This is a genomic window from Lactiplantibacillus sp. C232, assembly GCF_023806725.1.
Lineage (GTDB): Bacteria > Bacillota > Bacilli > Lactobacillales > Lactobacillaceae > Lactiplantibacillus > Lactiplantibacillus plantarum.
Map to the genome: position 1 here is coordinate 68895 of NZ_JAMSKZ010000013.1, position 18358 is coordinate 87252.

Here is an 18358-nt window from a genome sequence, read left to right on the forward strand (position 1 = left end):
GAATAAGTGTGGTCTTGACGCTGGGGCGCCGGCGCTAGTTTTGGCAAGACGTTAGTGAAAGGGGGGGACAAGCCATGATGATCTTTAGACAACAAAGACCCCGGCATGCCGGGGTCTTGTCAGCTATTTTTAATTGTTAGTTCAAGTTATTTGCTAGCTTTAACGGTTTTAAGCATGCTCTGAATGGCATTGGCTTGATATTGAGCAGCCGCTGCTTTTTGAACTTTTGCGAGTTGCGCTTTGCTCATTGTCGGGTTCTTGACCATTGCGGCCTTGACCTGATTAGTCACGTAGACTTTAGCACGCGCTTTTAATGTCGCTTGCTGTTGCTTCATCAATTTACTGAATTGTTTAGCTTGGGTTGTGCTAAGTACGACCCAGTTCTTATTGATATAGAAGTAGTTGGTTCGCTTGATCAACTGTTTGTCATTGTTGGCTAAGCCAAACCAGAACTTCATGGCGTTACTCTTATAAGTCCACCGTGTCGTCTTAGTAACTAACTTAGGTGTCGCGGTCGTCGTCTTAACTTGGTTAGCAGTCTTGACGCTGGCTGTCGTATGGCTAACTTTTTTCTGATTAGTGGTCTTTTTATAAATATAGACCCGGTGCTTGTCAGCGGTACCCACACTTTGATAGAGCAATAAATCAAGTTGCTTGCTACTACCAGCAGACTTTAATGATTGCGTGGTGGTCGTCGTTGTTTTGACCATCCCGTAATGTTGACCATCATTCTTGGAGACGAAGACGATCGAGGTCACTAAGAGTGCCGCAAAGATAACGGATAGGCTGATTCGTAATGTGTTTTGGTGAACGTAGATAAATGATAAGAAGAGCGCGATTGCGCTAACAACGAGTAGTACGAGAATCATTAGTCGTTCACCTCCTTAGTGTTCATTACTGGCTTAACGGAATGCTGCTTGCCTTTCATGAAGAACGCGACGACGAGCCCGACAACTGAGAAGCCCACGGCAACCCAGAAAGCCGCGTGGTAACCATTTAAGGTTGCGTTGAAATAGCTGTTCTGATAACCAAGTGGATTGCTCTTAATCAAGCTATGAGCTGGTTTTGTGGCGTCCGTAACGTTTGATAAGACGGAAGTCAAGATGGCAGTCCCAATGGAACTAGCGATTTGACGCGTCGTGTTGTTAACGGCAGTCCCATGACCCATTAGTTCAACGGGAAGGGCGTTCATCCCAGCGGTAGTTGCCGGCATCATGACCATGGCAATCCCAAACATCCGAACGGCATAGAGAACCACGATGTAAACCGTTGCGGTATTACGAGTAATGAAGGCAAATGGAATGGTCCCGATTGTCAGTAAAAACATCCCTAAAATTGCCAAGCGTTTGGCACCAAAACGGTCAAAGGCCCGGCCGGTAATTGGACTCATAACCCCCATCATTAGGGCACCAGCTAATAGTGATAGCCCAGATTCAAAGGCGGAGAAACCATGAATAATTTGCAGGTAAAGTGGAATAACCATTTCGGCCCCTACCATGGCCATGTTAGCAACTGAGCTCAAAATAGCTGCAATTGTGAACTCGGCATGCTTGAAGACCCGTAATTGGAGGAATGGATTTTCCATCGTCAATTGACGCCAAATAAAACCAATGATGAAGATAACACCAATAATTAAAGTTGAGAGAACCACGGTTGACGTCCAGCCATTGTCACCAACGGATGAAAAGCCGTATAGTAAGCTCCCAAAACCAATGGTAGAAAGTACCAAGGATGCAAAGTCTAATTTTGGCTTAGACGTTTCCAAGACGTTGGCCATGAAGAAGAAGCCAGCGATTAGAACGATTGCGACGATTGGAACGATCAAACCAAATAAATCACGCCATGATAAGTTGTCGATAACCCACCCAGATAAGGTTGGACCGATGGCTGGGGCCAAACCGATAACAATTCCGGCAGTCCCCATGGCAGCCCCACGCTTATCAGCAGGGAAGATAGATAGCATAATCGTTTGAAGTAATGGCATGGTGACCCCGACCCCAACGGCTTGGATCAAACGCCCAGCCAATAAGAAGCCAAAGTTTGGTGCTGTCCAACAGATAATAGTACCCACTTCGAAAATGGCCATTGCGGAAAGATATAACCATTTAGTGGAAATCCGTGAACTTAACCACGCACTAACGGGAATCATAATCCCGTTGACTAACATAAACCCGGTTGTTAACCATTGCACGGTCGACGTTGTGATGTCGAAATCTTTCATCAACGTTGGGAAGGCAGTGGTTAAAATCGTTTGATTAAGAACGGTACAAAAAGTACCAACTAATAAAACTGCAATGAGCAAGCCACGGTTATAAGGCTTCCCATGCGTATCAACAGGAGTTGACAAGTAAATCCCTTCTCTCTAAAAAAGTACGTTGTCTAATATAATCGGATTTATCGACTTTGTCAACAAACTTGACATTAATATTAAAAATAATATACTGAGTATTGAAAATGTTAGAAAAGAGGTTGACCCGTGGATAAGCAAGAAGACGGTGTATTTTTTAAGAAATTTAAAGAACAGCTGGGTAAGCATCAATTCACAATCGGAATTAGCGATTTGGCGAAGATGACCGGCGTCTCTCAGACACAGCTACGTTACTGGGAACAGAAAAATTATATTCATAGTCTTAAAGTGAGTGAGAAGAATACCACGCATCGTTATTCGTATGGTATGCTGATGCGTGTTCATTTTATCAAGATGATGTTAGACGAGGGTTTTACACTGGCAGCGGCTGTCGAGCGGGCCGATGGGTATAATAACCAAATGGAAATGATGCGCATCTTTATGATGACGGCTTTTCAAGGAATCGAAGAACGGGATGGTCACCACATGGTCAAGTTGGGATATTTTGACGAAGCGAAGACACAACAGCTTTATTGTTATATTCAAGATGAGACGCCACATTATCGACTTTATCCCGTTAAGTCAGAGCGCTAGCAACCTTCAGCTTGTGTAACCGATTAATTAATGTTAAATTTAAGTTGGTAAATGTCGGTAAGTCACTTGGGCATTTAAGTTTCCCGTTCGTCAACCGATCTTATGGCTGGGTTGACCGTTGTCATGTTGGTCGTGTTTTGAAGTTTAACTTTGCAAAAGGATTTACAACGGAGCGCGAATAAGCGCTGAGAGATGCCTAGCTAGAACTAGGTAGTAATCGTGCATAAAACAACGTGTAATTGAAACTAGTAGTAGTCTTCAATCGCCCGGTGATGATATTTACCAGAGGTCCCAAGTGCTGCGGGAAAGCTTGGGGCTTTTTTGTACTTTCGTACGTTAAAACGTAATCTATCAGTGTGGTTATCAACAAAAAAGAGACCGAGTATCAACTCAATCTCTTTAAATAATCTATAAGTACGCGTGGTGCTTGTCTTTCATTTAGTATTAATTCTACTTCTATATGAAATAATCACGAGTAGCGCGCGTTAATTAAGTAGGAATTGTTAAGATGTCGCAGTTTGAGCAAACTTGGCGGCTAACCATTCATTCCATGGTAGTGCTGGATTACCACTAGTAAAGTATTGTTGATCGAGTCGATCAATCAAGTTGACGTAGGCGGTAAATGAAAAACTAACGGTGTCACTCAAGCGCTGAGCCTTGGTCATGTAGCGGCCGTAAGTAAGGTGTTCATTGATGTCTGTCATATAGCTGGCAACATCATAGTTGGACATCATTTCAAGGTTGTTAGCGTCAAAAAGTGGTAAGTAGAATGCGGCAAAGTCTTCAACTGCCTTGTGCTGCAAAGAACTATCCAATTGCGTAATTGATAATTGAGCATCATCATTCACGATGCGGTTCCTCCTTAGTTGAACAAGCACGTTTCTAAATTAGTAACCAAATTGGTTATTTTGCGCTACAATTAATTATGTCACGATTAGGCAATTATTTCAAAGCTTTGTCGTTATTAGAGACTAGAACTGGTGTCTCAATTGTAGTAAGATGTTAGAATTATATTAGAGAGAATCAGAAGTAACTATTTAGTTGAGGTGAAGAATATTCATGACCCCCATGAAGGAAGATTACTTAAAAATTATTTTCGAGCTTGGTGGTACGAAAAAAAAGGTGTCGAATAAGCAAATTGCCTTAAGTTTAGACATCGCGGCCGGCTCTGTAACGGAGATGGTCGGTAAATTAGTTCAGGAAGGCTTGGCTAAGCATACCCCGTATGCTGGGATTTCGTTAACAAAGAAAGGCATTCGCTACGCTGAAACGTTAGTTCGCAAGCACCGAATCTGGGAAGATTTCTTAGTTGATAAATTGGATTATGATTTGCCAGACGTGCATACGGAAGCGGAAGTGCTGGAGCATGTGACCAGTGAACGACTAGTGGATTCTTTGGAAGCCTTTTTAGGCAATCCGACGCATTGCCCGCATGGTGGCGCGATTCCCGATAAGGATGGTCATTATCAGGAAGACAGTCATGTGAGTTTAGCAGATACGCAGGATGGCACAACGGTTACGATTGAGCGATTTATTGATAATCATGATTTATTAGTTTATTTGCATGATACACCGCTCAAGATTGGACAGCAGGTCACGGTTTTAAAGCACGATCCATTTGAAGGTCCTGTTACCGTTTCCATTCAGAAAACGGGCGAGGAAATCCCAGTTAGCTATAAAGCGGCGCACAATGTCTTTGTAAAGTAAGCATGCGGCACCTATTTCCGAACAAACCTGTTAATTGTTAGTTAGTTATTCTGTTTCATTTATCATCACATAAACATTTCATGGAAATCATGGTGTTTGGCTACCCTTTTTAGAAACAATATGCTACAATTGTTCTTGTAGCTTGGTTAGGTAATTTTGGTCAGATCGTTTCAATAAACTATCCCCATTTGTACCGAATCATGATTTACATTATTTTATACGTGCAAAATGCACTAGGAGGATTTTTTATTATGGAACACGGAACAGTTAAATGGTTCAACGCTGATAAGGGTTTTGGTTTTATCACTCGCGAAAACGGTAGCGATGTATTCGTACATTTCTCAGCTATCCAAGAAGACGGCTTCAAGAGTCTTGATGAAGGCCAAGCTGTAAACTTCGACGTTGAAGAAAGCGATCGTGGCCCACAAGCAGTTAACGTTACAAAAGCATAATTAACAGCTTAAATGGCTTAAACCGGTGATGAGAATTAATTCTCATCACCGGTTTTTTGTCGTTTTGCAGCGGATGCTTAATTATCATAAATAAAGCTTTACTAACAGCCAGACATTGGCTAAAGTAAGAATTATTAGAGAATGTAATTCTGATTATTAAAGGGTGGGATGACAGTGACAACCGATGAGATGATTATTGCGACTTGCTTGAAGGCTGGTAAAATCATGGTCGAGAATGGTTCGGAGATTTCGCGAGTAGATGATACGATGATGCGGATTGCTCAGAATGCGGGGGTTGTTGCTGCCAATACCTACGTGACGATTACGGGTGTCATGATGTCGATTCAAGGACGTAATGCAACGCAGATTGCCGCGGTTAACCAGCGAACGATCGATCTTGAAAAAGTGGCACAGGTCAATCAGTTATCCCGTGAATTTGCGGCTACGACCATTGATTTACCAACTTTATATCAACGGCTTAATCAGTTAGATGCAGCTTCGCGCTCATTTCCGTTGTGGTTGCAGTTGGTCGGTGCAGCCTTAGTCAGTGGCCCCTTGATGATTATGTTTCGTCAGGAAATTGTTAATACGTGGCCAACTGTTATTATTGGAACATTAGGTTACTTGGTCTTTTATCTGCTTAACCGGTATCTTAAAATTAAATTTTTGAGCGAGTTAACGGCGGCACTTCTAATTGGGTTTGGCGCGGAATGGGTGTGTCAGATTGGGTGGGGAACCAATGTCAATGATATTATTATCGGGTCGTTGATGCCACTAGTGCCCGGAGTGCCATTAACAAACGCCGTACGAGATACTCTGGCTGGTAATTTCGTCAGTGGGCCTGCACGTGGCGTGGAAGCGATGCTGAGTGCGGCAGCACTAGGCTTTGGGATCGCCGTTGTCATTACATTATTTTAAGTACGGGCACTAGCCTGGGTATTCGGAGGGATCATGATGGGCACAATTGGACAATTAGTGCTGGCTTACATTGCGGTACTGGGGTTTGGCCTGATTATTAATATTCCGCATCAAGCGTTAAACGTTGCGGGCTGGATTGGTACCCTAACGTGGGGTGGCTATTTGATTGTTCAGGCTTTTGATGGTGGGGTCGTCTTAGGAAGCTTAATTGGCTCGGTCGGTATTGGCGTCCTCAGCAGCTTAGCAGCTCGCTACAAGAAGATGCCCGCTATTATCTTCAATATTCCGAGTTTAGTTTCATTCGTGCCCGGCAGTCAGGCTTATCAGATGGTGCGTAACTTTGCGCTGGGTAATTATCGTGAGGCGGTTTCATTCACGTTGCAAGTGATTATGATTACTGGTGCGATTGCATTGGGATTCTTATTAGCTGAATTACTCAACCGGCTTATCGCATTTTGTATTCGCCAGTGGCGGTTGCACCGATTGGAGTCGTAACCTAACTGTTGGCTGATTAGTTGTGAATCGTGAACAAAGTTTGCGGACGCTAAGACTAAGCACCATAAATAAATTCCGCCAAAAGTGGTGGGTTAGTGCGACTAATTTGCCGTGTGCCAGCGTTCTGAATAGTTACGCGCTTAGATTAGTTATTACGACTCGCATTCAATACAGAAAAAGCGCCAACTGAACTGCTCTACTAAGCAGTTCAGTTGGCGCTTTTTAATTAGTTAGCTGAGACATCGCAACAAGTAGTCACGACTCTTATCATCAAATCAGATGGTTAGTTTTGGTTAGCAAATTTTTCGCCGGTTGTCGCAGCCTTTAAATTAAGGGACTTACGTAAGACGTTCGTGACCCGTTGCTTTTCAGATTGCGAAACAACTTCGAAAGACTGACCATCAGTCATCTTACCAGTACCCTGGGCGTGATCAGAGACGATATTCTTGGTTGCGCTACGGTAATTAGTGACGATACTAGTTAAATTACCAAATGTTAAGTCAGTCCGTGTTTGTTTAGCAAGTGAATTTAAGAAATCTTGTTTAAGCAAGTTGGAAGCACTGGCGCTTTCTCCGATAATGGCGGTAATTAATTGCCGTTGCCGCTGTTGCCGACCATAGTCGCCGAGTGGATCATCATAACGCATCCGGGAGTAAGCCAAGGCTTTGGCACCATTCATATGTTCTTTTTGGCCCTTAGTAAAGGTGTAGCCTTCGTAGGTAAATGTCCGAATTGGAGTAATGTCAACGCCACCGATTTCATCCACAACTTTTTTCATGCCACCCATGTTGATCAGGGCGTAATAGTCGATTGGAACGTTCAACCATTTTTGAACGGTCTTGATGGTCGTTCCGGCACTACCATAAGCGTAGGCAGCGTTTAACTTAGTCGGGAAGTCCTGTTCGAAGCCGGAGACAGCTACTTCAGAATCACGTGGTAAACTCATCAGGGTCGTTGTCTTAGTCTTGGGGTTGATCGTTGCTAAGATGATCGTATCGGTCCGGCCTTTATAGTTCCGCCCGAGGGCCCCGGTATCAGTTCCGAGTAATAGGATCGAGACGGGTTTCTTGCCATTCAATACGGCGCTCGTATTCCGACTCTTTTTAATACCACTACTCTTGAAGACGGTGTCGGCCGCATTCTTGGCGTTAAAATAAGTTCGCGCGGCAAAGGCCCCGGTCCCAACTAATAACACGGCAATAATGATTAAAACGGTATTGCGAACGGGGTGCTTCTTCTTGGGCCCGTTGCCGTTCCCCTGTGAATTGTTTCCTTGTGATTTCTCACGATGCATTTCTGAGCGACTTGGCATGTCTTCCATGAACTCTTCCTCCAATGGTAATAGTTATTCATAGTTTAGCATTTTTTCGGGTCAGCGGGAACTGAATCCACGTAAGATTTAGCTTGATTACCGATGACTGTCAGATAAATCATAACCTTTTTGTTAATAAAACGTGATTAAAATGGGAATTCTTTGTTTTTTTTAAGGTTCCCTGAGAGATATTAATGATTCGTTCAGTCGATTAATAGACTATGGTATAATTTTGTTAATTTTAATATTAAATGGGGGTTCTTGTTTTGATGATCGATAAGTCGCGTAGTCGGCCGATCAAGTTTGTCATTGGGGTAATTTTATTTGCCTACTTAAGCTATTTTATTAGTGACGGCGCGGTTGGTATTGATTTACTAGATGTGGCCTTAACGTCGCTGGTCCAAATTAGTAATAGCGGTATTTGGACGGTATTTTATAAGGTGATTGCTTGGTTGGCGTCACCCGGAATGGACATTTTGTGGATCGTCATCCTGGCGTTTCTAATGTACGGATTTAAATATAAGATTCAAGCGTTCTGGACGCTAGCATATATGGTTGGTGCAATGGCGTTAGGCTTTATTGTCAAGCACATCATCGGCCGAGCGCGACCAATTGGTCATTTAGCGCAGGATACCGGATATAGTTATCCCAGTGGTCACGTTTTAGGAACCTTCGTGTTGGTCAGCGTGATTATCATGTTGATTGTTCCTGAGTTGCCAAGTTATCGAATGGCAATGATCGTCAAGTGGGTGAGTGTCGTATGGTTAGTATTGGTCATTTTCTCACGTATTTACTTGAATGCACATTATCCAACTGATACGATTGGGGCCGTGCTATTGGCATGGTCTTGGAGTCAAATCATGCAATGGTTCTACGTTTTCTGGGCACCAGGATTATTGAAATGGCCGTTGTTTTATCGCTCATATTTATAAAGACAATTAACAAACTTAAACTAATCTATTATTTAGCAGGCAACCGTGTCACTAAATAATGAACTCAAAATAAAAAATCGTTTGCTTTAATCGACACTACTCGGCTGATTGCGAGAAATTGATCGAAGCAAACGATTTTTTGTTTACAGCTATAAAATATTAACTAGCAACGACTGGTAATGAACTAACGATTATCAGCTAGCCATTCAAGTGCTAACGTTAACCAGTGGGCGACGTGCGGCTGATTGGCGTCTGGTTTCCATGCTGTTTGTGCATTCGCAAGGGCTAGTCCGTGTGGGCCATGTTTAAAGACATGTAGTTCATAAGGAATCTTAGCAGTTGCTAACGCAGTCGCGTAGGCAAGCGTATTGGTTGCTGGAACAATTGGGTCGTCAGCCGTTGTCCAGATAAAAGTCGGCTGATTATCTGAATTGACGTGTTGGTCAGCGGCCAGTTCGTTCGGCGTTGGTGTCCAGGTAGCCAAGGTCGCGTCATCCTTGGGAAAACCTAGCAATGGACTGATGACTGGATAGCCGAGTACCACGTTATTCGGCTTTAACATGGCGGGCGTTACGTTTAATTCAGTTGCCACGCGGGTCGCCCAGTAATCGTTATACAGTGCCACAATGTGACCACCCACGCTAAAACCAGCAGGCGTGATCTGTTGCGGATCAATATGCCATTCGGCCGCGTGTTGACGAAGCAAGTTGACTGCTCGTCCTAAATCTAATACGGGTGCTAATCCGAGTGGTTGTTGATCAGTGAGTAGCGTATATTCCAAGTAAAAGGCCTGGTAACCGTGCCCAGCGAAAGCCATGGCGAGACTCTCTGCTTGCGCCACTGGAATATGCGTGTATGAGCCGCCCGGAACGATAATAATGGCGGGTAAGTTCGTTTGGTGTGCGTTCGTATCCGGTTGATGCAAATAACCGGTCAATTGCGCGCACGTCGCTGTTAATTTTTGCTTAATAACTTGCATGCGATCACCTCAATTTGATATGGTTAACATAACTATTATAACGCAAGTCAGGTGGAACAGATATGGGCATGGTTACGGTTACAACTCGGAATGAGCAACTCGAGTTACGGCCATTTACGTTGGCAGATACAGAGGATTATTATGACTTAGTTCGTGATCCGTCAATTGCGGCATCGGCGGGCTTTACGCCAGCGCACAGCTTAGTGGAAGCCGAATTCTTATTGAAACAACAAGCGAAGTTACCACAGATTTTTGCGATTGAACTAACAGCGATCCACCGCGTGATCGGCAGTGTGGGGTTGTATGAGCGCATGACGAATACGGGCGAACCAGCAACTTTAGAGATGGATCTCGGGTATATGTTGAACGCTCGATATTGGGGGCGGGGCATTATGACGGCAGCAGTTGCACGTATTTTACGATACGGGTTTGAAACGCTTCATTTGCGGCGGATCACAGCCAGTTGTCTAGCTAATAATCCGGCGTCTAAGCGAATCTTAGAGCATGCTAATTTTCGACAGTATGATGCTGTTCGCCATCCAGATTACGCCCCGTTTGGCGCTGGTCAGACGGAGTTATTCTTTGATTGTGTGGAATTAAACCTTTAGGAGGTGAGTTAATGCAACTCGCAAAATCGTTTGAACAGGCCGCCTGCGTGTTGGTATTGTTGGCTACACAGCAACCGGAGATTCCGTTGACTGCGGATGTCTTGCACGAGCGAATTGGTGGTTCCGCTTCGTATATTCGTAAGATTATTCGTAAATTAGTAGTGGCAGGACTGGTCACGTCCACCAGTGGAAATAACGGGGGTGTCCACTTGGCACGCTCACCTGAGGACATTTCAATTACAGATGTGGTCGCGGCCATCGAGGGGACGTTGCAGACCTTTCCGAATTATGGTTATTTTGACCGAGTATTTAAGGACGTTGAACCGGTCGCTCATGAAGGGACGAAAGTGGTCAACGGGATTTTTTCGCGAGCGGATCAATTATGGTTAGATTTTTTAGACCAGCAAAAACTGGCGACGTTGATCAAGGAATTATTAGTTGTTACTCAAATCCCAGTGTTGGATTGGACGAATTACTCAGATGATAAAATGGCCCAATTAAATGCGTTGCTTAGTCGGATGCGGGCACATAAGTGAGACGTCGTACAAACTCGATAAAAATTGGGAGCGGTTTCGCTTGGTAAACCAATATTGACGCGCTTTTGCCAATCGGGGATCATTTTCAAAATGATACACTTTATTTCACAAGGCTGAAAATGCTGTTATTAAAGCGTTTTTTATGGTATTCTAACAATGAATTTCACAAGATAGAGGGGAACAACATGCCAGATAAGAAATATTACGGGGCCGATGCGATCGTCGACAGCCTTGTAAACCACGACGTTAAGTACGTATTCGGGATTCCAGGCGCTAAGATCGATCGGGTCTTTGAGCGCTTGGAGCACCCAGTCAACCCGAAAAGTCCGCGGTTGATCGTGACGCGGCATGAACAGAATGCCGCGTTTATCGCTGCCGGAATCGGTCGGATTACTGGGAAACCTGGTGTAGTGATGACAACATCTGGCCCCGGTGCCAGCAATTTAGCCACGGGGCTCGTAACGGCAACTGCTGAAGGTGACCCAGTCTTGGCAATTTCTGGTCAAGTTCAGCGTGCTGACTTGTTACGGTTGACCCACCAAAGTATGAATAACGCGGCACTATTTAAGCCGATTACAAAGTACAGTGCGGAAGTTCAAGAACCGGAAAATATTTCGGAAGTGCTCGCAAACGCCTACCAAGAAGCCACAGCTGCTAAGCAGGGTGCCAGCTTTGTTAGTGTGCCACAAGATGTCACTGATTCGATTGTACGCACACCTGTTATTACACCAATCCAAGCACCTAAGTTAGGGCCTGCTAGCCCGGTCGAAGCCACGTTATTAGCACAAAAAATCAAAGCAGCTAAGTTGCCGGTCTTGCTAGTCGGGATGCGGGCTTCTTCACCAGAAGTGACGAAAGCAATTCGGAACTTGGTGGCTGCTGCTAATCTACCAGTTGTCGAGACTTTCCAAGCGGCCGGCGTGATTTCACGTGATTTGGAAGCCAACCATTTCTTCGGTCGGGTCGGGTTATTCCGTAACCAACCAGGGGATATGTTACTAAAGAAGTCCGACTTAGTGATTGCGGTCGGTTATGACCCGATTGAATATGAACCCCGCAACTGGAATGCGGAAGGCAAATCCCGTATCGTGGTTATCGATGCAATGCGCGCTGAAATTGATCATAATTTCCAACCGGAAACCGAATTGATCGGTGATATTGCCCAGACGTTAGACTTTTTGTTGCCGTACATGAAGGGCTATGATATTAGCGATAGTGCGCGAGCTTACTTGGGTGAATTACAAGAACGGCTTCAGACGCGTGATTTCGTACCTAATATTGATAAGCAGTCCAAGTTAAATCATCCGCTGTCAGTAATTGCAGCCTTACAACAACGGGTCAGTGATGACATGACAGTGACGGTCGATGTCGGCAGTCATTATATCTGGATGGCGCGTCACTTTCGGAGCTATGAACCACGGCACTTGTTGTTCAGTAATGGGATGCAAACGCTAGGGGTGGCCTTACCTTGGGCAATCGCAGCGGCTTTGGTTCGTCCGGATACGCAAATCGTATCTGTCTCTGGTGATGGTGGTTTCCTATTTTCCGCCCAAGAGCTGGAAACGGCTGTTCGACTGAAGCAAAATATCGTTCATTTGATCTGGAATGATGGTACCTACGATATGGTTAAATTCCAAGAAGAAATGAAGTATGGCGAGGATGCAGCGGTCCACTTTGGCCCAGTTGATTTTGTGAAGTATGCTGAAAGCTTTGGTGCGACTGGCTTGCGGGTAAACCAACCTGCTGATTTGGAAAAAGTGCTTGATCAGGCCTTTGCCACGGATGGTCCAGTTGTGGTGGATATTCCAATTGATTATTCTGATAACAAGGCGTTAGGTAAGACAATGTTACCAGACCAGTTTTATTAAAATTAACATTAGTGACCGGTTGTCAAAAGATGGTCGGTCAGATATAATGGTTGAGTATATCGAAAGAAGAGGATGCGGTTAACAATAGTAGCCGGCTGGAAGTGGGTCACCACTTATGAAGGTCAGTGAACGGGGCAACCGCCGAAATCGATGGATCAGTGACCGATTCATCCGTTGGGCCTTGGTTGAATAAATCAAGGACTGTCGCAGCTAGAATAGTTGCGGGGCGCTATCGACGATGAAATCAGCAATTATGTCAATCAATCTGATTAAAGTCTTTTTGCGCACGTTATCGTGAGGCAAAGAGGCTTTTTATTTTGATTGTGCTAACCTGAATCGGTGTGAACACTTTTAGATATAAATCGATTTTTGGAGGTTCTGCAATGGCAGAAAAACAACATCAGGAAGTGCATCGTTCCTTACAGACGCGGCATTTATCCATGATTGCATTAGGTGGTAGTATCGGGACCGGGCTGTTTGTCGCGTCCGGTTCGGCAATTTCAACGGCTGGGCCAGGGGGAGCATTACTGGCCTACGTTGGTATTGGAGTGATGGTTTACTTTTTAATGACTAGTCTGGGCGAAATGGCAACTTATTTGCCCGTTTCAGGTTCGTTTTCCACGTATGCCACGAAGTTTGTTGACCCGGCACTTGGATTTGCGATGGGCTGGAATTACTGGTTCAACTGGGCAATCACGTTAGCGGTCGATATTAGTACGGCGGCGATTGTCATGCAGTTCTGGTTGCCATCCGTGCCGGGGTGGGTTTTTAGTCTGATTGCGCTCGTCTTGATTTTTACGATCAACGCGCTGTCAGTCCGGTCGTTTGGAGAAACTGAGTACTGGCTTTCGCTAATTAAAGTGGTGACCGTGCTCGTATTCTTGGTTATCGGTGTCTTGACGATCGTGGGAATCATGGGCGGTCATGCCACTGGCCTCAGTAACTTTACCTATAAAAAGGCACCATTTGTTGGTGGAATTCCAACGATTTTGAGTGTCTTCGTGGTCGCTGGTTTTTCGTTTCAAGGAACCGAATTAATTGGGATCACGGCCGGGGAGTCAGCAACACCAGAGAAAAGTATTCCGGCGGCTATTAAACAAGTTTTTTGGCGTATTTTGTTATTTTACATTTTAGCCATTTTCGTGATTGCGGCGATTATTCCTTATACGTCGAAAGATCTTCTAGGGTCATCAGCGAGCGATATTGCCATCAGTCCGTTCACGTTAGTCTTTAAACGGGCTGGGTTGGCGGCTGCGGCCAGTGTGATGAACGCAGTGATCTTGACGTCCGTATTGTCAGCTGCTAATTCGGGGATGTACGCCTCGACACGGATGTTATATTCTTTGTCATTACAGGGTTATGCCCCCAAGACATTTGGTCGGGTCAATCGTCGTGGGATTCCAATCATGGCATTATTAGGAACGACGGTGATTGGATTACTCACGTTCTTGTCGAGTCTATTCGGTGAACGAATTTATATCTTCCTCGTTTCGGCCAGTGGGTTAACGGGCTTTATCGCTTGGCTAGGAATCGCTATTTCGCATTTGCGTTTCCGTCGCGCGTTTGTTAAGCAGGGTCATCAATTGAGTGAATTGCGGTACCATGCCAAGTGGTTCCCATTTGGCCCGTGGTTCGCCTTTATCTTGTGTGTCGTGGTCATTATTGGTCAAGACTTACATTCATTTGCAACGCTTGATTGGCAGGCTATTGGGGTGACCTATATGAGCATCCCGTTATTCATCATCTTGTATGTCTATTATAAGATTCGCTATCATACTAAGATGATTCCGCTAGACAAGGTTGATTTGACACGCAAACGACATCATCAAGATTAAGCACGCACTTTGATAGTTTGAGTAAATGCGGTTGACACTGGGTCAATCGCATTTTTTGACGGCGAGAGTTGGACCTGTCAACTCAAGGCGCGGTCGTATTTTTAGGTGTCCTGATTTATGCTGATAACACTGCTCACAACAGATGGTCACGGCGGATCGTTATGAATGGGGGCTTGCACGATTGTAATGATAGCAAGCGGCAAATTGAGGGTGCGCTAATCTGATATCTATGGTAATTTGATAGAATGAGAATATGGAATCATTAAAAATTCGCAAACTTATCCTTAAGAATAGGCTAGTCGGCTATGACTATGCTAAGCTGAAATGAGAAAGGCAGCGAGAGAGATGTTAAAGAGAAATTTGTTAAGAGGTCTAGCATTAGTGTCATTAGCAGGTGTCCTGGCTGGCTGTGGTGCTAGCCAGTCGACGTCTAAAGCGACTAGTAGTTCTACGAGTGCTAAGTCGACGAAGACACAGACCAAGCGGCAACGACTGATTAGTGCCTTACCGAAAGGCGTTAAATCGACCGATAGCGACTTAGTGGTCGTCAATAAGTGGCATAAGCGCGCTGAGATGACATTTAATAAGTCGAGCGTGGATGGTATTGAAGTCCGTAGTTCTATCGTCAAACCATTGGAAGCCTTTCTAGCGGGGGCAAAAAAAGCCGGCTATCCAGCAACAATCGTGTCTGGGTATCGTTCAGTTGCTTATCAAAAAGAGGTTTGGAATCAGTCGATTCAAACCTATGAGAATCAAGGAAAATCAGCCAAGGAAGCCTTAAAGCTGACTAAAGAATATGTCGCAGTTCCTAGTGGTAGTGAGCATGAAACTGGTCTCGCAGCAGATATCATGAACACGCACTGGTACAGCACTCATGGTAATCAATTATTGTCATCATCCGACAAGAACAAGGGTCAGCAGTGGTTGATTAATCACGCGGCGGACTATGGATTTGTGTTGCGCTTTACTAAAGATGGTAAGCAGTCGACCGGGATTGACTATGAATCTTGGCATTTCCGTTACGTTGGTAAGGCGAGTGCGGAATTCATGACTAAGCACAATTTGACTCTCGAACAGTACGTCAGCTTGCTGCAAGCTCGAGAAAAGGCGGCCAAGTAATAAGCTAGCCGTATTATTGATGACCGCCCCCAATTAATACTATATTATGGCGTACGTTAGGAATTAGCTAGCGTGCGCTTTTAAATTGTCTTCGGTTTAGCAATGTGGGTTCGTCTCAACTGAGTATTATTTGGTCACGACACGTTGTCGCTTGATTATGCTGGTCAGAGGCCGCACTCAAAGCTGAAGTGCCACCAGCGCCGGCTTGGGTAACCCAGTGTGTGTTAGTGAGTTGCTTGGATCGCTGACTAGTGCGTCGCAGTTGTGGCTGGTGCGAAGTTTTTTACTGAATTGACTCACCAGATATTGCATTTTAAGACGTGGGTGCGTACAATATGTAGTGTTGCTTTTAGAGATAATCAAAATTTTGACGTGATTAAAAGGAGAGACGCCCCATGCTTGTAATGTCAGGAACAATCGGTGCCGGCAAGACGAGTTTAACGCAGTTAGTGGCTAACCACTTTGGTTCTAAAGCGTTTTACGAGTCAGTTGATGATAATCCCATTTTGCCGTTATTTTATAAGGATCCTAAGAAGTACGCCTTCTTATTACAAATCTATTTTTTAAATAAACGGTTAGACAGTATTAAATCAGCTTTTGCTAACGATCTGGACGTCTTAGACCGGTCGATTTTTGAAGATTCATTATTATTTCATTTGAATGGTGATCTTGGCCGGGCGACGAATACCGAAGTTGACATTTATGATTCATTATTAGATAACATGATGCAGGAATTGCCAGAAGCGTCTCATCAAAAGAGTCCTGATTTACTTATTCATATCAATATTTCTTTTGATACGATGCTCAAACGAATCCAAAAGCGGGGCCGTTCTTACGAACAAATTGATCAAGATCCTGATTTATATAAATATTATCAGACTTTGAATGAACGCTATGACGACTGGTACGCTAATTATGATCATAGCCCGAAGATGCAGATCGACGGGGATCAGCTGGACTTTGTCGCCGATGCGGATGCGCGTAAGGAAGTCATTCGGTTGATCGACGAAAAAGTGGCTAGTTTAGGCTAGTTGCCTTTTTAGAATCAATGTTTTATAGTAGACAGTGAATATTAAACACGGCGCGTTTTTAAGTAGACGTTCAGAGAACCGGTGGGTGGTGTGAATCGGTAGTCGAAACTCCGGCGCGACAATGTGGGCAGGTAATACTGCACGGCACGGCCGTTATCCGTTTAAGGGTGGGATTAATCATGATCCTGAACTTGGGTGGTACCGCGAATCGCAGTCTCTTCGTCCCAATTGGGAGGAGAGACTGTTTTTATTTACGATTAAAAGTGAAAAGGAGACGTCGTTATGTTAGATGTTAAAATGATTCGTCAAAATCCAGATTTTGTAAAAGAACAGCTTGGTCATCGGGGCGTTGCTGCGAGTGACATCGATGATTTATTGGCCGCTGATGAAAAGCGTCGTGAATTGATCGCCAAGAGCGAACAATTGAAGTCGACGCGTAACCAAGTTTCAGGCGAAATTTCACAGAAGAAGCGGAACAAGGAAGACGCTAGTGCCGAAATTGCAGAAATGCAAAAAGTTAGCGCCGATGTGAAGACGTTGGATGAAGAACGGCGGACAGTCGATGCCCAAGTTCAGGATATGGCTGCACATTTACCAAACATGCCCCATCCCGACGTACCAGTTAGCTTGAAAGAAGAAGATGCCGTTGAATTACGTCGAATCGGGACACCACGGCATTTTGACTTTACGCCGAAAGCACATTGGGATATCGGTGAAGATTTAGGCATCTTAGACTTTGAGCGCGGTGCTAAGGTTTCTGGTAGTCGTTTCTTATACTACGTGGGCGATGGTGCTAAACTGGAACGCGCCGTTTACAACTTTTTCTTAGACCAGCACGAAGCTGAAGGGTATACGGAAGTTTTGCCGCCATACATGGTCACTGATGAATCTATGTACGGTACCGGCCAATTTCCTAAGTTCAAGGAAGACGCTTTCCGGATTACGACGCAAGATTTGACGTTGATTCCAACGGCCGAGGTGCCATTAGTCAACTATTATCGTGATGAAGTTATTCCAGCTGAAAAATTACCAGTTTACTTTACGGCCTTATCACCAGCCTTCCGTGAAGAAGCTGGTAGTGCTGGTCGTGATACGAAAGGCTTGATTCGCTTACACCAATTCAATAAGGTTGAAATGGTTAAGTTCACGAAACCAGAAGATTCATGGGATGAATTAGAGAAGTTGACCAACAATGCCGAATCATTGCTAAAGAAACTTGGGTTACCATATCACGTTATTACGTTAACGACTGGTGACATGAGCTTCACAGCTGCCATGACACATGACTTGGAAGTTTGGTTCCCAGAACAAGACAAGTACCGGGAAATCTCGAGTTGTTCAAATTGTACTGATTTCCAAGCTCGGCGGGCGCACATTCAATATCGCGATGACGATGGCAAATTGCAATTCGTTCATACTTTGAACGGGAGTGGCTTAGCTGTCGGTCGGACCGTTGCAGCTATTTTGGAAAACTATCAAAATGAAGATGGGACGGTTACGATTCCAGATGTATTAGTTCCATATATGCACGGTAAGACGAAGATTGAAAAACAAGGTTAATTGAGATGAAGTTAGCGAACTCGCAGTGATGCGAGTTCGCTTTTTTTGCATAATTAATGAGTATT

The 18358-nt window shown here is 44.5% G+C and carries 18 protein-coding genes and 1 riboswitch; of the genes, 13 read left to right on the forward strand and 5 right to left on the reverse strand.

Annotated features, from left to right (window positions below; genetic code table 11):
* Positions 1–146 precede the first annotated feature (146 nt).
* Positions 147–869 carry a DUF4811 domain-containing protein gene (locus MZO41_RS12300; protein WP_003641222.1) on the reverse strand — a complete coding sequence of 241 codons (723 nt, stop codon included), beginning with the start codon at positions 867–869 and terminating at the stop codon, positions 147–149.
* Entirely contained in the window at positions 869–2347 is a 1479-nt protein-coding gene (locus MZO41_RS12305; protein ID WP_003641223.1) for an MDR family MFS transporter, read from the reverse strand. Before MZO41_RS12305 ends, MZO41_RS12300 begins: the two co-directional genes overlap by 1 nt.
* 129 nt (positions 2348–2476) lie before the next feature.
* Here MZO41_RS12305 and MZO41_RS12310 point away from each other — a divergent pair, with 129 nt between their 5' ends.
* The gene (locus tag MZO41_RS12310; RefSeq protein WP_003641224.1) at positions 2477–2941 is read left to right on the forward strand and encodes a MerR family transcriptional regulator; all 465 of its coding nucleotides are present in this window, start codon (positions 2477–2479) and stop codon (positions 2939–2941) included.
* A 503-nt stretch (positions 2942–3444) separates the two neighbouring features.
* Here the strand turns inward: MZO41_RS12310 and MZO41_RS12315 are convergent.
* Positions 3445–3789: a hypothetical protein gene (locus MZO41_RS12315; protein WP_003644081.1), complete on the reverse strand. Its 345-nt coding sequence runs from the start codon at positions 3787–3789 to the stop codon at positions 3445–3447.
* A 211-nt stretch (positions 3790–4000) separates the two neighbouring features.
* Here MZO41_RS12315 and MZO41_RS12320 point away from each other — a divergent pair, with 211 nt between their 5' ends.
* The 4 genes from MZO41_RS12320 (at position 4001) to MZO41_RS12335 (ending at position 6513) form a co-directional block, all read left to right on the forward strand.
* Entirely contained in the window at positions 4001–4648 is a 648-nt protein-coding gene (locus MZO41_RS12320) for a metal-dependent transcriptional regulator (RefSeq protein ID WP_003641226.1), read from the forward strand.
* Positions 4649–4899: 251 nt separating this feature from the next.
* Complete coding sequence (locus MZO41_RS12325) at positions 4900–5100, forward strand: cold-shock protein (protein WP_003641227.1); 201 nt, start codon at positions 4900–4902, stop codon at positions 5098–5100.
* A gap of 168 nt (positions 5101–5268) precedes the next feature.
* Positions 5269–6018 (forward strand): threonine/serine exporter family protein, encoded by a 750-nt coding sequence (locus MZO41_RS12330; protein ID WP_003641228.1) that lies wholly within the window; start codon positions 5269–5271, stop codon positions 6016–6018.
* 33 nt (positions 6019–6051) lie between these two features.
* Positions 6052–6513 carry a threonine/serine exporter family protein gene (locus tag MZO41_RS12335; protein ID WP_003641229.1) on the forward strand — a complete coding sequence of 154 codons (462 nt, stop codon included), beginning with the start codon at positions 6052–6054 and terminating at the stop codon, positions 6511–6513.
* A gap of 283 nt (positions 6514–6796) precedes the next feature.
* Here MZO41_RS12335 and MZO41_RS12340 read toward each other — a convergent pair whose 3' ends face one another.
* On the reverse strand, positions 6797–7834 hold the full coding sequence (locus tag MZO41_RS12340) for an LCP family glycopolymer transferase (RefSeq protein WP_058906912.1): 1038 nt from the start codon (positions 7832–7834) through the stop codon (positions 6797–6799).
* 260 nt (positions 7835–8094) lie between these two features.
* On the opposite strand from MZO41_RS12340, the gene MZO41_RS12345 reads away from it, so the two are divergent.
* On the forward strand, positions 8095–8757 hold the full coding sequence (locus MZO41_RS12345; protein ID WP_003641231.1) for a phosphatase PAP2 family protein: 663 nt from the start codon (positions 8095–8097) through the stop codon (positions 8755–8757).
* A 184-nt stretch (positions 8758–8941) separates the two neighbouring features.
* Here the strand turns inward: MZO41_RS12345 and MZO41_RS12350 are convergent, their stop codons facing one another.
* Positions 8942–9736, reverse strand: coding sequence for a lp_1002 family arylesterase (locus tag MZO41_RS12350; RefSeq protein WP_003641232.1), 795 nt, complete (start codon positions 9734–9736; stop codon positions 8942–8944).
* A 62-nt stretch (positions 9737–9798) separates the two neighbouring features.
* Between MZO41_RS12350 and MZO41_RS12355 the strand changes: the two genes are divergently transcribed.
* The 7 genes from MZO41_RS12355 to serS all read left to right on the forward strand — a co-directional run bounded on the left by MZO41_RS12355 (position 9799) and on the right by serS (position 18293).
* Positions 9799–10344: a GNAT family N-acetyltransferase gene (locus tag MZO41_RS12355; RefSeq protein WP_003641233.1), complete on the forward strand. Its 546-nt coding sequence runs from the start codon at positions 9799–9801 to the stop codon at positions 10342–10344.
* 11 nt (positions 10345–10355) lie between these two features.
* Positions 10356–10880, forward strand: a complete 525-nt coding sequence (locus tag MZO41_RS12360) for an Rrf2 family transcriptional regulator (RefSeq protein ID WP_003641234.1) — start codon at positions 10356–10358, stop codon at positions 10878–10880.
* A gap of 185 nt (positions 10881–11065) precedes the next feature.
* Positions 11066–12748: an acetolactate synthase AlsS gene (alsS, locus tag MZO41_RS12365; protein WP_003644083.1), complete on the forward strand. Its 1683-nt coding sequence runs from the start codon at positions 11066–11068 to the stop codon at positions 12746–12748.
* Positions 12749–12806: 58 nt separating this feature from the next.
* Positions 12807–12988: riboswitch (Lysine riboswitch) on the forward strand.
* Between the two features lie 143 nt (positions 12989–13131).
* Complete coding sequence (locus MZO41_RS12370) at positions 13132–14583, forward strand: amino acid permease (protein ID WP_003641236.1); 1452 nt, start codon at positions 13132–13134, stop codon at positions 14581–14583.
* A gap of 345 nt (positions 14584–14928) precedes the next feature.
* Positions 14929–15702, forward strand: a complete 774-nt coding sequence (locus tag MZO41_RS12375) for a M15 family metallopeptidase (RefSeq protein WP_016527004.1) — start codon at positions 14929–14931, stop codon at positions 15700–15702.
* A 395-nt stretch (positions 15703–16097) separates the two neighbouring features.
* The gene (locus tag MZO41_RS12380) at positions 16098–16733 is read left to right on the forward strand and encodes a deoxynucleoside kinase (RefSeq protein ID WP_003641239.1); all 636 of its coding nucleotides are present in this window, start codon (positions 16098–16100) and stop codon (positions 16731–16733) included.
* A 282-nt stretch (positions 16734–17015) separates the two neighbouring features.
* Positions 17016–18293, forward strand: coding sequence for a serine--tRNA ligase (gene serS, locus MZO41_RS12385; protein WP_003644085.1), 1278 nt, complete (start codon positions 17016–17018; stop codon positions 18291–18293).
* Positions 18294–18358 lie beyond the last annotated feature (65 nt).

Bases quoted from the DNA above. Each gene is read 5' to 3' on its own strand.
- MZO41_RS12300 (WP_003641222.1), bottom strand. From the start codon at position 869: ATGATTCTCGTACTACTCGTTGTTAGCGCAATCGCGCTCTTCTTATCA.
- MZO41_RS12320 (WP_003641226.1), top strand. From the start codon at position 4,001: ATGACCCCCATGAAGGAAGATTACTTAAAAATTATTTTCGAGCTTGGT.
- MZO41_RS12325 (WP_003641227.1), top strand. From the start codon at position 4,900: ATGGAACACGGAACAGTTAAATGGTTCAACGCTGATAAGGGTTTTGGT.
- MZO41_RS12330 (WP_003641228.1), top strand. From the start codon at position 5,269: ATGACAGTGACAACCGATGAGATGATTATTGCGACTTGCTTGAAGGCT.
- MZO41_RS12335 (WP_003641229.1), top strand. From the start codon at position 6,052: ATGATGGGCACAATTGGACAATTAGTGCTGGCTTACATTGCGGTACTG.
- MZO41_RS12340 (WP_058906912.1), bottom strand. From the start codon at position 7,834: ATGGAAGACATGCCAAGTCGCTCAGAAATGCATCGTGAGAAATCACAA.
- MZO41_RS12345 (WP_003641231.1), top strand. From the start codon at position 8,095: ATGATCGATAAGTCGCGTAGTCGGCCGATCAAGTTTGTCATTGGGGTA.
- MZO41_RS12350 (WP_003641232.1), bottom strand. From the start codon at position 9,736: ATGCAAGTTATTAAGCAAAAATTAACAGCGACGTGCGCGCAATTGACC.
- MZO41_RS12355 (WP_003641233.1), top strand. From the start codon at position 9,799: ATGGGCATGGTTACGGTTACAACTCGGAATGAGCAACTCGAGTTACGG.
- MZO41_RS12360 (WP_003641234.1), top strand. From the start codon at position 10,356: ATGCAACTCGCAAAATCGTTTGAACAGGCCGCCTGCGTGTTGGTATTG.
- alsS (WP_003644083.1), top strand. From the start codon at position 11,066: ATGCCAGATAAGAAATATTACGGGGCCGATGCGATCGTCGACAGCCTT.
- MZO41_RS12370 (WP_003641236.1), top strand. From the start codon at position 13,132: ATGGCAGAAAAACAACATCAGGAAGTGCATCGTTCCTTACAGACGCGG.
- MZO41_RS12375 (WP_016527004.1), top strand. From the start codon at position 14,929: ATGTTAAAGAGAAATTTGTTAAGAGGTCTAGCATTAGTGTCATTAGCA.
- MZO41_RS12380 (WP_003641239.1), top strand. From the start codon at position 16,098: ATGCTTGTAATGTCAGGAACAATCGGTGCCGGCAAGACGAGTTTAACG.
- serS (WP_003644085.1), top strand. From the start codon at position 17,016: ATGTTAGATGTTAAAATGATTCGTCAAAATCCAGATTTTGTAAAAGAA.